Annotated in this window: 12 protein-coding genes; 5 read left to right on the top strand and 7 right to left on the bottom strand. The window is 53.8% G+C overall.

Translation table 11 applies throughout. The annotated features are described in order from the left end of the window. Positions 1-209: 209 nt before the first annotated feature. Complete coding sequence (locus tag F4555_RS05490) at positions 210-1,493, top strand: CAP domain-containing protein (protein WP_231282878.1); 1,284 nt, start codon at positions 210-212, stop codon at positions 1,491-1,493. A 25-nt stretch (positions 1,494-1,518) separates the two neighbouring features. Here the strand turns inward: F4555_RS05490 and F4555_RS05485 are convergent, their stop codons facing one another. From F4555_RS05485 to F4555_RS05460, 6 genes are read right to left on the bottom strand one after another with little or no spacing between them, the layout of a single operon-like run. After that, positions 1,519-2,817: an ABC transporter ATP-binding protein gene (locus tag F4555_RS05485; RefSeq protein ID WP_004012150.1), complete on the bottom strand. Its 1,299-nt coding sequence runs from the start codon at positions 2,815-2,817 to the stop codon at positions 1,519-1,521. Continuing rightward, the gene (locus F4555_RS05480) at positions 2,817-3,716 is read right to left on the bottom strand and encodes an ABC transporter permease (protein WP_004015665.1); all 900 of its coding nucleotides are present in this window, start codon (positions 3,714-3,716) and stop codon (positions 2,817-2,819) included. The genes F4555_RS05485 and F4555_RS05480 overlap by 1 nt, the downstream gene beginning before the upstream one ends. Before the next feature lies 1 nt (position 3,717). Next, complete coding sequence (locus tag F4555_RS05475) at positions 3,718-4,779, bottom strand: NAD-dependent epimerase/dehydratase family protein (protein ID WP_004012152.1); 1,062 nt, start codon at positions 4,777-4,779, stop codon at positions 3,718-3,720. Between the two features lie 32 nt (positions 4,780-4,811). Next, a complete protein-coding gene (locus F4555_RS05470; protein WP_103759095.1) occupies positions 4,812-6,176 on the bottom strand; it encodes an alginate O-acetyltransferase AlgX-related protein in 1,365 nt (454 codons plus the stop codon). Beyond that, positions 6,173-7,399 carry an acyltransferase family protein gene (locus F4555_RS05465; RefSeq protein WP_004012154.1) on the bottom strand — a complete coding sequence of 409 codons (1,227 nt, stop codon included), beginning with the start codon at positions 7,397-7,399 and terminating at the stop codon, positions 6,173-6,175. Before F4555_RS05465 ends, F4555_RS05470 begins: the two co-directional genes overlap by 4 nt. 17 nt (positions 7,400-7,416) lie before the next feature. Next, positions 7,417-9,258 carry a rhamnan synthesis F family protein gene (locus F4555_RS05460; protein WP_004015667.1) on the bottom strand — a complete coding sequence of 614 codons (1,842 nt, stop codon included), beginning with the start codon at positions 9,256-9,258 and terminating at the stop codon, positions 7,417-7,419. A 195-nt stretch (positions 9,259-9,453) separates the two neighbouring features. On the opposite strand from F4555_RS05460, the gene rfbB reads away from it, so the two are divergent. Both rfbB and rfbD read left to right on the top strand, forming a co-directional pair. After that, on the top strand, positions 9,454-10,446 hold the full coding sequence (rfbB, locus tag F4555_RS05455) for a dTDP-glucose 4,6-dehydratase (RefSeq protein WP_004012156.1): 993 nt from the start codon (positions 9,454-9,456) through the stop codon (positions 10,444-10,446). A gap of 47 nt (positions 10,447-10,493) precedes the next feature. Continuing rightward, a complete protein-coding gene (rfbD, locus tag F4555_RS05450) occupies positions 10,494-11,354 on the top strand; it encodes a dTDP-4-dehydrorhamnose reductase (protein ID WP_004015668.1) in 861 nt (286 codons plus the stop codon). Between the two features lie 106 nt (positions 11,355-11,460). Here rfbD and rfbA read toward each other — a convergent pair whose 3' ends face one another. Beyond that, on the bottom strand, positions 11,461-12,324 hold the full coding sequence (gene rfbA / locus F4555_RS05445) for a glucose-1-phosphate thymidylyltransferase RfbA (protein ID WP_004015669.1): 864 nt from the start codon (positions 12,322-12,324) through the stop codon (positions 11,461-11,463). Between the two features lie 172 nt (positions 12,325-12,496). Here rfbA and manA point away from each other — a divergent pair, with 172 nt between their 5' ends. Both manA and F4555_RS05435 read left to right on the top strand, forming a co-directional pair. Further along, positions 12,497-13,696 (top strand): mannose-6-phosphate isomerase, class I, encoded by a 1,200-nt coding sequence (gene manA, locus F4555_RS05440; protein WP_004012159.1) that lies wholly within the window; start codon positions 12,497-12,499, stop codon positions 13,694-13,696. 268 nt (positions 13,697-13,964) lie between these two features. Next, entirely contained in the window at positions 13,965-14,258 is a 294-nt protein-coding gene (locus F4555_RS05435; RefSeq protein WP_103759094.1) for a WhiB family transcriptional regulator, read from the top strand. Positions 14,259-14,369 lie beyond the last annotated feature (111 nt).

Below are 14,369 nucleotides of genomic sequence, written 5' to 3'. Positions count from 1 at the left end.
AAAAGGGCGAAATGGAAACTGTTCTTTCGGTGCTTGATGTGTTTTTACAAGTCTTTATCCCGAGGGGATTTACAGTTCTACCGGTACCAATTTCGGTGGCGCTGAAACAAATTGTGGGCCGGGGAATTAAAAAAGTTCTTTTCATGGCTAGTGGTGAAACGATAGAATCGTTGCAAGCGAATATTTTACTTTCAAAAGGAGATGATTCGATGCTATTGCGAACCGTTACTGTTAGCCTGGGAGCCTTGGTATTAGTGGGCAGCGCCTTTACGGCGGTGCCTGTTCCTAAATCCGCTGATACCGACGTGACCACCTCGGTCAAATCTGCCACAGTAGCAACCAAATCTGTGCCGACTGCGGGATCAGCTACACCGCAGTACCGTTGGAATAATGCCCAGGCAACCTATCGGGATTTAGCTAATTTAGCGTATCACGTACACATGCGACCGGGGCTGAAAGTTTCCGTTACCCAGGGAAGTGCCGCCGAGAACTGTATCCCGGGGGCAGCCGACCCGAACTTTTTGAATCTGGCTTTAGACGCGTGGAACTACTTCCGTTCTCTCAATGGACTCGACCCGGTCAAGCTGAGTGGCGAATCGGCATTTGTTCAAAATGCTCAGCACGCCGCGATGGTGATGGCAGCCAATAATTCCTTGGGACACTATATCAGCCCCGAATGGAAGTGCTACAACGAGGCTGCTAGCGAGGGAGCGAGCAGTTCTAACCTGAATCTTCGCCACGGCTACGGAGAGCGCTCTACTGGGTTTGCGTACAGCCCGGCTGAATCCATGTTGGGTTATTTCACCGAGAACGGAGTGCGCAACGATGGTTTAGGCCACCGCACTCAAATGATGGAACCTTATTTGACTACTTCGGCCATTGGATCGTCTTGTACCAGTTATGGAACCTGCGGTGAGAGCGTACGGATGCATCGCCCCAATCACGCTGCCTTCGGAGTAATGTTTAACAGTTCGCGTCGTCGCCCCTTGGCCTTATCGTGGCCTGCGGCGGGTTATTTCCCACGCGAAATGCTGCCCAATACTCAACAGGGATCCAAGTGGCACTTCGCCATGGATGGGGCGGATTTGACTGGAGCTACGGTTACACTCACCGACGCTTATGGTAACCCGATTCCCTTGGATGAAGTGAAGAACTCTAAATCTCCCAACGGGCCGTGGCCTGAGCTCGTACAAAAGGATGACTACACAACCTATGAATATGACACGATTCTGTTCAAGCCATCTATGGCTCATCTCGGTTCTGCGGGGTATATGGACAAGGAAATCAAAGTCACTGTTACAGGGATTAAACCCAAAAAAGACGAGTACAAGCGTCCGCAGATAAATGTTCCCTCGTCCTATACCTATTCCGTGTTGATTATGGACACGACTGTGCCCGGTAATCCCTACGGGGATGCGGATGGAGACGGAATCTCCAATGTGGATGAGCTAGAAGTGTTCCGCACTAACCCCTTTATTCCCAACCGGCGGTAATCCCCGCATCCGGAGAACCGGGAATCTAGGCATTATCGGCGGCGTTAAACTCCGTGTGTGCGGCCAGCTCTTGCCAGTAGGCTTCGTCGCGAACCGGCAGTTTGGCCATTTCTGCGGGCGGGCACAGGTTTTTGAAATGCGAGCCGAAAGCCACCACGCCGCCGGATTCCATTCCCACCCAGGGCAACACGTCAAAAGCGACTCCTTTTTGCCAGGCGTCAATTACTTGGTTAACCTCAAAATTTTGGATTGACGCTGACAGGTAGTAAGTGGCGGGACGTAGTGGCAGGTGTGGAATCGTGATGTCAACACTGCCGGTTCCGGGGAGTAACATTTCGGGCACAAAACTGTCATCTAGACTGTGATGTCCCCAGACCCAAAACCCTTCCCTGGTATCAATAGAAGCCCCGAAAACCGGGCGTTTAATGGCTTGCAGGCATTCATAGTGCAGACGAATCGTAATCGGGTCACCGGTGTGAACTTTTCTCGTATCTGTCCCCTGAGGGCCAATCCATTCCATTTTGGTAATTTTGGCTTCGCCAGAGCCGAAACGGGTGCCGCCTTCTTCCACGCGCACGGCTCCATGCGCCATGTTGGAATAACGATCCACGATACTGGCGGCAGAACCGGATGCCACTAACTTGCCGTGATTGAGCCAGGCTGCTTCGTCACAGAAAGTTCGCATCATTTCCAGGGCGTGCGATACCACTACCACGGTGCGTCCTTCCTGACGGAACTGAGCGAATTTATTTAAACATTTTTCCTGGAATTCCAGGTCGCCCACGGCGAGAATTTCGTCTACTAACAGGATTTCGGGTTCCACGTGGATGGATACGGCAAATCCTAGGCGCACGTACATGCCGGAAGAATAGTTTTTGACCGGTTGATCAATAAATTTTTCCACCCCGGAAAACGCCACGATTTCATCGAACTTTTTTTCGATTTCCTTCCTGGACATGCCAAGAATCGCCCCGTTTAGGTAGATATTTTCTCGGCCGGACAAATCCGGGTGGAAACCGGATCCGACTTCCAGCATGGCCGCCATACGCCCGGTGGAAGTAATATGCCCCGAGTCGGGCGCTAATATTTTCGCAATACATTTCAGTAAAGTGGACTTTCCTGAACCGTTTTGACCCAAAAGGCCGAAAGTGGATCCCCTGGGGATGCTTAACGTCACGTCGTTTAAAGCATGAAACTCCTCAAAGGCACCCTGGCGTTGGCGCAGCAGGCGTCGTTTCAGAGAACGGTCACGCTCCTTGTATATGCGAAAGGTTTTAGAAAGGTTTTCCACTGTGATGGCAGTATTGTTGTCAGGGCTAGTCATCAGAGTTCCTCCACAATCCGTTTGGAAGCCTTTTTAAACACGAGGATACCCGCTAGCAGGCTAAGCACGGCCCAGATGGTAATACCCAGCCAGACTTCTGGGGGGGCAACTGCGTAATCGTAAAACACCGCCCGGTTGGCTTCCAGAATAAGTTCGGCGGGATTAATCCGGAAGATTACGTCCAAAGGCAGTGGTTTTCCACCCCAGTTAAAACCTTTAGCGGCCAGGGTTTCCTGGGCGGAAACCAGCATGGATAGGGGGAAAACCACTCCGGAGGCATACATCCAAATTTGGGTGAATATCCCCCACAAGTGGGAAATGTCCCGGTAGTACACTGTTCCTACGCTCAGTAGCAGAGCCAATCCCGTCCCGAAAGCGGCGCTCAGCAGTAGTATCGGTATCAGCAGCGGTACGTAAAGCAAGACTTTCGGCCCGCCCATTAGCATGGTAACAATCAACAGCACCAGCAGCTCGAAGAGAAAATTAAAGGTTTGCGCCACCGTAGAGGCCAACACTAGCACCCAGCGGGGAAAATACACTTTGGTCAATAGTCCGGCGTTACCTACCAAGGTGTTCATCCCGTTGGTGATGACCCGGGAGAGGTATCCCCAGCACAGTACCCCGATTCCTATCCACAGGGCAAAGGAATCAATGTCGGAGTTTCTCCCCGGTTCCACGCCACCTCGAAAAATCACCCCGAAAATCACTGCGAAAACCGCTATCGTGGCTAGGGGATTAATCAAAGACCACAGGCGTCCTAACACGGTGCCTTTGTATTCGGCGGAAATTTCGCGGCGAGCCAGCACCCACACCAGCTGGCAGGCGTGGAGGTATTCGGCTTTTCGTGATATCCCGGCGGGTGGTTCGGGATGGGGGGAAGAAATACGGGGAAGCTTCACGTTAATTTTCCTGATTTCGCGCATCAATCCAGTTACAAAGGCGTTCGATACCGGTAGCGATATTCACTGCCGGGTTCCACTCTAGGGCGGTAGAGGTTTGAGAAATATCAGCCCATCCGGCGCGAATGTCTCCTTCGCGGTATTGCCCGGTGATGACAGGGTCGGGAGCCTGGTAGTAGTTTGCGATTTCGACGGCAAGCTCGTGAATAGTGGTGGCTTTGCCTAATCCCACGTCGTAGGGGTAGCGGTTGGTGTGGCCTCGTTCCACTCCTGCCGCTAGGGCGCTGCTAACATCGTCGATGTAGACAAAATCGCGGATAATTTTGCCGTCTTCGTATACGGGGATTGGTTTTCCTGCTTTGGCTAGGCGGGCAAATAGGGAAACTATTCCGGTATAGGGGTTAATCAGTGACTGGCCTGCGCCGTAAACATTTTGCAGACGGAACCGTACCAGTTCCACTCCCATTGATCCGCACCAGGAGGATAACAGGTTTTCCTGGCACAGTTTCGTGGCCGCGTAAACGTTGGCGGGGTCAGGGGCGACTTCCGGGGAGAATTGCACGGTGGGTTTCAATCCGGGGAATTCCCATTGTCCTGCTTCTAGCATGGCATGGGTGCGCATTCCCGGATAGCAAGTTTGTCCTTTCTCGTCAATCCAGCGTCCTTCCCCGTATACCGCGCGCGATGAGGCCAGGACGATTTTTTCGGGAATGATTTTGTTTCTGGCCAAGGCGTCGGTCATTTGGGTGGTACCGACCACGTTAGTCGAAGAGTGTCGTGTGGCTTCCAGCAGGGACTGGGCAGTGCCAGTTTCGGCTGCCAAGTGCAAGATTACGTCTGGTTGCACTATTTGCAGGAGGGCATCCCAGTCCGCTGATTTACGCACGTCTCCCACCACCAGTTCGGCTCGGCTGTCGAGGTCTGCGGGGCGGGTGGCGGTGGCGTGAATCTGCGGGTGCAGATTATCGAAAGCCACTACGCGATCGTAGAGTTTTACCAGCAGGTGTGAAGTGGCGCAGCCAATAAAACCGGCGCCTCCGGTGATGAGGCAAGTTTTTCCCATGATTCTCCTTATTCCTAAAACTCGAAGCCATTCTAGTCGGCTTTTGTGGGCTTTGACGTATTCGCGCTTGGGTGGGGCAGGGGTGGCGGGGTGAAGGTCAAGTATCTTTCCGCAAATTCGAAAATAATGACTCTGGGTTTTTGCGTGGCGATAGCGGTTGCAAAGTCGGTGGGGTGGCCGGTGTCCAAGTAGTGTCCCATCTGGTATGTTCGTGAGAATGCAAGGTTCCACAGGGGAGAAATCCCGTTTCCCATGGAATCGCGGAATATCAGCGCCGCAGGTCCGGTGGCGTGTGGGTTGCGGGTTTCTGTTGGCAGGTTTGCGAAATCGGTGCCGCTACCCACCGGTAGGGTGAGAGAATTTCCGTTTTGATCTGTCGCGGTGAAAGTACCGGGTTGTAGTGAGAACGCGGGTACTACCCAGTCGTTGGCTTGCTGGTGGTACCCCAAGGGCAGGAATTCATTGGGTGCTTGTGTCACTCGTAGTTGCGCCACCGGGGGGACGGTTAGGCCTTGCAGTTGTGAATCTAGTGCGGCCAAGCATTTGACGGTTTGTTTCCAGGCCAGGTATCCCCCGTAGGGCGACCAGTGCGAGTTGACTCGCGACCAGCCGTAGAACGTGTCTGGGGTCTTAGGTTCGACTGGTGCTTTTGCGGAGACGGTTTCCCGCGTGTCCAACCAGGGGAGTTGCGGGTAGGCGCGAATGAGCTGGTTTAGTGGTTTGTCGGAAAGTAACTGTTCGGTCCATTCTGGCAAGAATCGTGCGAAAACGTCCCATTTGGCCGGACCGGGCATGATTACCAGGGTGGCGCCTCTTGCGTTTGCCAGGGTGCGCAAGTTTGTGAAAAATTTTCCCCATTCTGCTAGCTTGGCGGCGGATAGCTGTTCTTTTCCGATGGCTTGGGAAAAATTATGTGCTTGGGCGTCGGCCCAGAACACCCAGTTGTCGCGTCCTATCACGTAGGGGCTGGTGGTGGCGTGAGTGATGAAGGTTTCCGTGGCTCCGGTGCCGGCGGTGCCGGCAAAGTGTGAGGGTTGCGGTTGCGGGATTGAGGGTAAACATGGCGCAGGGGCGAGTGGGGCTAGGGCTTTGGTGGTATTAGCGGTGGCGTTAGTGTTGACACGGGGGGTTCGGTTGGTTGTTTTGCCGATTTCGCAGTGCGTTGCACTATACCACAGTCCGATTCCGGTGGCGGCGATAACCGCGAGCATTAACCCCATTAGCGGGAGGTAACGCAGTATGCGTTTAAATCCTCGTTCTTTTAATTCTATATCCCGTACACCGGTGGTGGAGGCGGTAAAACCGGCGGTGAAAATCCGGTTGCGTAGGCGCGGCCGGGTGGCTGAGCCGTTTTCGTGGCGCTTTGGTGAGGGGGATGCAGGTTCAGCGTGGTTCATGAATTTGCCTTTGGGGATTCGGGGGAGGCTTTCACCTCTGCGGGGGGCTGATTCTTGTCGGCGCGCCGGCATTTTTGAAACAGTATTTTCATCCATACAGGCGTCCAATTTTTCAGGCTCATAGCGGGTTTTTCGATCAGGTGCCATGAAAGAAACGCCACCACGTGGGTCGCTATGATAATCACCAGGTGGTAGACTATCCAACCACGTTGGGGTAGCCCGAAGTGCGCCCCGAAGGTCATTATCGGCCAGGCGAAAATATAAACCCCGTAAGAAAAATCCCCGAATCTCTCCCAGTTTTTTAATGGCAGCACCACTGCCAGCCACATGAGGAAGTAGCAGAAACCAAATTGTCCCACAATATTCCATCCGTGCGTGGCGTAGGTAAACACCCCTAGGCAGATTCCAAAAAGAGCTAGGCGCCCATCCAGGGGAATCCGATCCCCAAACAGGGCGAATAGGGTTCCAAACGCAAAGGGAGCGAAGAACATGAGCAAGAAAATATCCGAAAAAACCGGGCTTAAAGCGGTGACTTTCACTCCCATCCACATCAGAGCATTCAACACGATTGCCGCTAGGGCGATAAGCCCGCCTAAACGACGGTGGGTGAACAGTCCGAATAATCCCGCCAAACCCACTAAAATATAGCATAAAAATTCGTATTTTAGGGTCCACGCGCTGCCATTCCAGTCAAAAGCGCCGTGCAGGATGGAATAGGGCAGGTTCCCTCCCTCCCCGGCGATATTACGCTGGTTTAACACCAGGAACATATTGTTCCAGAAGTAGGTGAGAGGGGATTCTTTGGGCGGGTGGAGGTAACCGTTCAAATTCCCGTGTTCGTGATAGTAGGAAATAGGAGCCAGCACTACCACAGTGAACAGCAGCGCCGTCCAAAAGGCGGGAAAAATCCTGAGGATACGGCGCCAAAAATACCGGAAAATTGTGGCGTGTCCCATGCGTGATTTGGTAATCAGAAAACCGGAAAAAAAGAAAAACCCGGCTACCGCTACCCCGCCTAAGGATTGCTCGGAGGAAATTTGCACCCCTAAATCTTCCCCACCATAAAAACCTCCAATGGGCCCGGCGTGGGAAAAAATCACTAAAAAAGCCATCAGCCAGCGTAGAAAACCAATCGAGTTGCTGCGCGGGTCAAAAACTTCTGACAGATAATGCCACTGGCGAGAATGCTGCCCGGTGACGACGTGCGATTGTTGCGTACTCATGTCCAGTTTCTTTCCCCTTACCTTGAGCGGACTTTGTGATAAACCTGGCGGGCGAGGAGATAAAACGGGCGCAGCGTTTTCGCCAGATGGGGGGAGCGGCGTTGTAGTGTGAGTTTCAACTCGGGCAACAGCCCGTAAGGTCGCCGATTCTGCAAGGCGGTGACAGCCTCAAGTGGAAAGCCGGGTAATTGCGATAGCAACGCTTGCACCCGGTATTCCATAAATCCGTAATAGATACCCGCCCACTCTCGGTTCATGACGCTTTTGCAAATCAGTCCTTCGCTCAGGGAGGAGTAGGAAAAGATTCGCTCAATCACGTGAGCCAAAGATCCGTCAGAATACTGGCCTTCTTCGGGGAAATCGTTAAAAGTGAAGTGAGCCTTTGTGAGGGGAAGCAGGGCTTCGGGCCGCGCGAAAAACATTGACCCGTAGGGAGACAAGGGAGTCGTATCGTCGAAAGGCAGTTTGATTCCCAAGCGTTCGCACAGCGCCAGGGCGGGTTTTTTGTTTGCAAACCAGGCGTGCCCCAGGGTGGGGTAGCCCAGAGACACGGCGGGAGGAAACACCATTCCTAGGTAGGGCTCGGTTGCGAACAAGTGCAGCAGGTTGGCGGTGTAGCCTGGGGAGGGCAGCAGATTTTCGAACAGGTGGCGTTTGAATAATTCTGCCGCGTTGTATGCGTCCTGTGCGGATTTTTTGGAGTGAATTTTTGCCACCACGTCGAAACGTCCCGGTTCCAAGACGTCGGCGCAAGTCACCAGGAAAGCGGAAACGTCGCGGCCGCGGTTCGATTCCACGATGCGCACTTCGGCTTGGCGTCCCATGGTTTGGAGCTGTTGTTCAATTTGGGTTTTCTTCTCGGGGGTGGAAGTGGTGAGGAAAATTTGGGCGTGGTCTCCCAGGTATGAGAATCGTTTCATGATTTCTGCGGTCATGTCCGCGTAGAAAACATGAGCCACCCCGGCAATTCGCAATTTGGCATTAGCTGCTAGAACGGATTCTTCCGCATTGTCATCCAACACTTGAGTCAGATTGAAATTGGTGGACAAAACCCGGGGCTTGGCGTTGTGTGATACGTTTTGCCAGATTAGTTCTTCGGGGTATCCCGCCCGGCGGACTTCGCGCATGATATCGGCACCGATGATGGCCTGTTTGTCCAGGTAGAGCGGGTCATGGAAGAATAAGCGGCGTTTTAGAATCGGGCATCCATCGGCCAACATTAGAGCAGCATTGTCGAAAATCGGATGCACTGCGGGGTAATTTTCCGCCGGCCAGGCCACCTCGTAGCGCCACCCTAAGTCGGCAAAATGCTTGGTGAACCGTGACTCGTGGTGTACCACGGAGTCTGTGTAGGAGTTTATCGGGGGCATGGTTGCCCAGTATTGCCGGAAGTCTGTGGATGCCAGCAGTTTGTGGCGCACCGCAATCCAGTGCGATTGAATATGCAGCGGCATTTCTAAAGCTACGGTAAAAGGGTGGGGGCGTACGGCTTTGTGAGCGCTGATGCCCCAAAAGTCAGTGTCGATGGCATCCATGCGGTTAAACATGTCCGCGTAGGGGTGGATGGGGCCAAAAAATGTGTAGTTCATGAGGATAACCTCATCGAAACTATCCAGACGTTCCCAGCCGATTTTTTCCAGGGATTCCTTATAGGCGTACACGTCAAACCCGTTGTTTTCCCGCTCCCACACGGTATCCGCTACTTTGGACAGTTTCTGTTTGGAGGTTTCGGTCAGGACGCTGTTGGAGACGACGAAAATCAGTTCGGCGTGTTCCCGCAGCTTTTCCAGGTTGTATGTTACGTAGTCATCCACTTGACCTGATTTGTCATAGAACAAGTAAATGACGGCTCTGCGCATAGATTTTCCCCTTTTTGGCGTTGCTGCGTGGAAGAATGAAGCATCTTCCCGTGTTGTACATCTTATTGTATCGGGTAGTGCGGTGCTAAAAGTTTTGGTTTTCGCCACGCGCCATGTTCGACCATCTGCTATCAGTGGAGATGTGTAAGCTAGTGGGGAGCAGCATCGAATAAAACAGATGAGGGAGGATTTTGAATGCATGTCTTGGTTACCGGTGGAGCCGGGTTCATTGGCGCTAACTTTGTCCACACTACGGTGGAAGAGCATCCGGATGCCACGGTTACTGTTATCGATAAAATCGGTTATGCCGGCAACCCTAAATCCATTGAGGGTCTTGATCGGGTCAAGCTGGTGGTTGGCTCTACTGAAGATAAAGACCTTATGGATGCGTTGGTGAAAGAATCTGACTTGGTGGTAAATTTTGCAGCTGAGTCTCACAACGACAATTCACTAGTCGACCCCTCGCCTTTTATCTATTCCAACCTGGTGGGAACGTTTAACACTCTGGAGGCATGCAGGCGTCACCGGGTGCGACTTCACCACATTTCCACCGATGAAGTTTATGGGGACTTGGCACTGGATGACCCGCACAAGTTTGAGCCCGATTCGCCCTATAGGCCGTCTTCGCCGTATTCCGCTTCCAAGGCGGGTTCTGACATGTTAGTTCGCGCGTGGATTCGTTCATTTGGTATCGAGGCTACCATCTCGAACTGTTCTAACAACTACGGTCCCTATCAGCATGTTGAAAAATTCATTCCCCGCATGATTACTAACCGTATGGACGGGGTACGTCCGCGCCTCTACGGGGATGGTTTGAATGTGCGCGACTGGATTCATGTGCTTGACCATAATACGGCAGTGTGGGCTATCATCAACAAAGGCCGCTTGGGGGAGACATACTTGATTGGTGCCAATGGGGAAAAGAACAACTTGCAAGTGGTGCAGGCATTAAACAAGATGATGGGGTTCCCCGAAGATGATTTCGACCAGGTTAAAGACCGTCCCGGTCATGACCGCCGCTATGCGATAGATGCCACTAAGCTACGTGAGGAAACCGGGTGGGAGCCCAAGTACACCGACTTTGAGGAGGGTTTGCGTCACACTATCGAGTGGTATCAGAGTAACGAAGCCTGGTGGCGTCCCACCAAGGAAGCTACGGAGGCCAAATACGCCCGGCAGGGTCACTAGCCGACGCTCCGAATGTCCGCTTTGAGAGGCGAAAGTAAGGTGGAAAAATGCGGTGGATAGTTCTCGGAGCTAAAGGTATGCTCGGTCAGGACGTGGTGGAGTTGCTTCAATCTAAGAACCAGGAAGTTCAGTCCCTGGACCGTCCGCAGGTAGATTTAACTCTTTTTGACTCGCTACGTTCTCAAGTTCGCGATGCGGACGTGGTGGTGAACTGCGCGGCTTTCACTGCGGTGGACGCGGCGGAGGAACAGGAACGGCAGGCTTTTGACGTCAACGCTAAGGCGGTGCAATATTTGGCGGTGCAGTGTCGGGAAATCGGGGCGCGTTTGGTGCATGTTTCCACTGATTATGTATTTGACGAACCAGCCGATCGTGACACTCCATGTCCGGAGGACGCTTTGCCCGCACCTGCTGGCGCCTACGGTCGCACGAAACTGGCTGGGGAATGGGCTTTGCAGGCGCAAGGCAAAGACTATCTGATTGTGCGCACGGCTTGGCTATACGGGGCGAAAGGGAACTGTTTCCCTAAAACGATGGCGCGTCTGGCTGGTGAACACGACCGGTTGACGGTGGTGGCCGACCAGTTTGGCCAACCCACGTGGACGCGAGACTTGACGGATTTGATTTGGCGCCTGGTGGAGGCTAAAGCTCCTACGGGGATTTACCACGGTACTTCCAGTGGGAAAACCAGTTGGTATGGTTTTACTCAGGAGATTGTTCGTTCTTTGGGTAGGAATCCGGCGATGGTGGTTCCGGTTGCTACGGCTGATTTTCCGCGCCCGGCGCCGCGCCCGGCTTTTTCGGTGTTGGGGCATAGGGCTCTGGAGGCGATTGGGGTGGCACCGATAGGCCAGTGGGATTCACGCTGGAAGGTCGCCGCAGGGGAGGTTTTGGCAGACTTCCGCTAGTTTTTGGTTTTCTCATTAGGTGTCAGCCGGAAATGCCGGTTGACACCTAATGAACCCACCTCATGAGTCCGAACCCGTTAGCGAGCCCGCGACGGATGGTGTCTGTTTAGTCTTGCAATAGTCCGAGCAGATACTCGCCGTACCCGGATTTACGCAGCGGTTCGGCCACCCGCGCTAAATCCGTGTCGCTCAAAAATCCGCGCCGCCAGGCGGCTTCCTCGGGGCAGCCTACCTTCAGGTCTTGGCGTTTCTCAACGGTACGCACGAAGGCCGTCGCGTCCGCCAGGGAATCGAAAGTCCCGGTATCCAACCAGGCGGTGCCGCGCGGCAATACTTCGACATGCAGTTTCCCGGCCTCCAGATACTGACGGTTCACGTCGGTAATCTCGTATTCCCCGCGAGCCGAAGGCTTGAGGTCGCGGGCAATTCCCACCACGTCATTGTCATAGAAATACAACCCAGGCACTGCGTAGTTGGACTTTGGCTGTGCCGGTTTTTCTTCAATCGAGACGGCCTTGAAATCCGAATCGAATTCCACCACACCATAGGCCTGGGGGTTGTGGACGTGATAGGCAAACACTGCGCCCCCGTCAATACGATGGAAACGTTGCAGCTGGTCGCCCATGCCCGGTCCATAGAAAATATTGTCACCCAGCACCAAAGCCGCAGAATCCTGTCCGATGAAATCCGCGCCTAACACGAATGCCTGTGCCAGGCCGTTGGGGACTTCTTGAACCACATAGGACAGGTTGATTCCGAACTGGGAGCCGTCCCCCAGCAGCCGATGGAAAGCCGGGGCATCATGTGGGGTAGTGATAACCAGAATATCCTTTATCCCCGACAGAATCAGAGTGGTCAAAGGATAGTAAACCATGGGTTTGTCATACACCGGCACCAGCTGCTTTGAAGTGCCTTGGGTAATGGGGTGTAACCGAGTGCCGGAACCGCCGGCTAAAATAATTCCACGCATACGGGAATTCTATCAGGGTACGGGGTGTGGCGCGGCTTTGTGGCGGTGTGTTGGATTGCGGTTTCATGAGGTGCCATCCCCAAAGAGCTGTCTTGGTAATTCGGCCTGGTAAATTCCCGCATTGGCGGGGTTTTTAAGTAAAATCAGAGGTAACAAGGCGTCGGGAGGAAACATGGAACGTATCAGTGGAGTAAAGAAGCAATACGCTTGGGGATCGGATACCGCTATCCAGGAACACTTTGGTATTGGCGAACCGGGTGAAACCCTGGCTGAAGTCTGGTTCGGGGCGCATCGTTTGTCGCCATCTGCGTTGCTGTCAGATGAATCGGCTGACCCGATTTCCTTGGCGGATTGGATTAGCGCCGACCCCGAGGGCACCCTGGGGGTTTCGGTGGTGGAACGTTTCGGGGCACGTTTACCGTATTTAATAAAGCTGATTGCCCCTAAGCGGCCCCTGTCTCTACAGGTACACCCGGATCGGGAACATGCCCAGTTGATGTTTGATGTCGAAGAACGCGCCGGGATTCCCCTTGATGCTGCCCAGCGCATGTACAAAGACCCCAACTATAAGCCGGAGCTGATTTACGCTTTGACCCGTTTCGAAGCCTTAGCGGGTTTCCGTGCCCCGCGGCGTATTGTGGAAATCTTTTCCGATTTGGATACGGAACTGGCCACTCAGATTGTTTCTCAGCTGCGCGCGCAGCCTTCACCTGAGGGAATCCGGGAGGTCACCGATCGTTTGCTTTCCCCCCACACTACCCCGGCAGCTCCCCAGGTAGAGGCTACGGTGGCGGCGATGAGTGACCGGTTACAAGCGGGGGTTTCACCTTCGGTTCGTGTTGATCGGGTGGTCACCAGCCTGGCACGTCAATATCCGGGGGATGCTGGGGCGGTAGTAGCTGCCATGCTGAACCCGGTATCACTTCGTCCCGGCGAGGTTCTGTTCACCCCCCCGGGAGGGATTCATGCTTATGTTTCGGGGCTGGGCGTGGAAATCATGGCGAATTCCGACAATGTGTTGCGCGCCGGGTTGACCGAGAAACACGTTGACTGCCAAGAACTGTTGAACTGTCTGGACTACGTGGCAGCACCCCCGGTGCGGATTGCCCCGGAATGGGTGACGGATTCCACCCAGGTGTTCTATGCCCCAGTGGATGACTTCGAACTGTCGGTTACAAAGTTGGGCGACCCTCAGCTGTTGCCAGGGCACGGGGGGCGGATTGTGCTGTGTATCGAGGGCGAAGCCATCCTCAGTGACGCGGAAACTGACCAGTTGCGCTTGTTGCCGGGACAGGCTGTGTTTGTGCGTGCTGATAAAACCCCGGTCTATGCATCGGGACACGGGGTGGTGATGCAATCCGATATCCCCTAAATCCGCCGGATTCCCAATTACCCAAAATCCGGTTTTGTGGCAAACGGTCCATGGTGTGTCGTAGTAAATGTGATATTTATCACACTTGCGGTTTAGCTGGGTAATCAAGCGGATTGAGCTCGGTTTAGGGACAAGCACCTCGTGAATCACTTGTGAATATGAATGACAAACGTGTAACTTGGTACTAGCGATTTCCCGTCCAGCGGCCCGAGACAGGCCTCGGGTGCCGGGAAACTAAAGAACTCGATACAAGAGAGGTGCGTTGAATATGTGGAATCTGTTTGGTGAGGGAGCCATCGACTATGTCGATACCTCCACCGCCATAGATGATATTTTCAACGGGCCGCTCGCCTGGCAAGCCCAAGCCTTGTGTGCCCAAACCGATCCCGAAGCCTTTTTCCCGGAAAAAGGCGGCTCCACCCGGGAAGCGAAAGCGGTGTGTGCTCAGTGCGAGGTGCGCGAACAGTGCCTGGAATACGCTTTGGACAACGATGAACGCTTCGGTATTTGGGGTGGCCTCTCAGAACGAGAACGCCGCCGCTTTAAACGACGGGTGTCCTAGGTGAAACCCCGGCCAGGGCTTGAAATCCAGGATGGCACCTCATGAAGGGGCAACCCAACCAGTCCCACCAATCCAGCCCAGCCCAACCCCGCCGGCCAAATACCCTCCCGG

The organism is Mobiluncus mulieris, assembly GCF_014204735.1.
GTDB lineage: Bacteria > Actinomycetota > Actinomycetes > Actinomycetales > Actinomycetaceae > Mobiluncus > Mobiluncus mulieris.
This window is presented reverse-complemented; position numbering and strand designations above follow the sequence as displayed.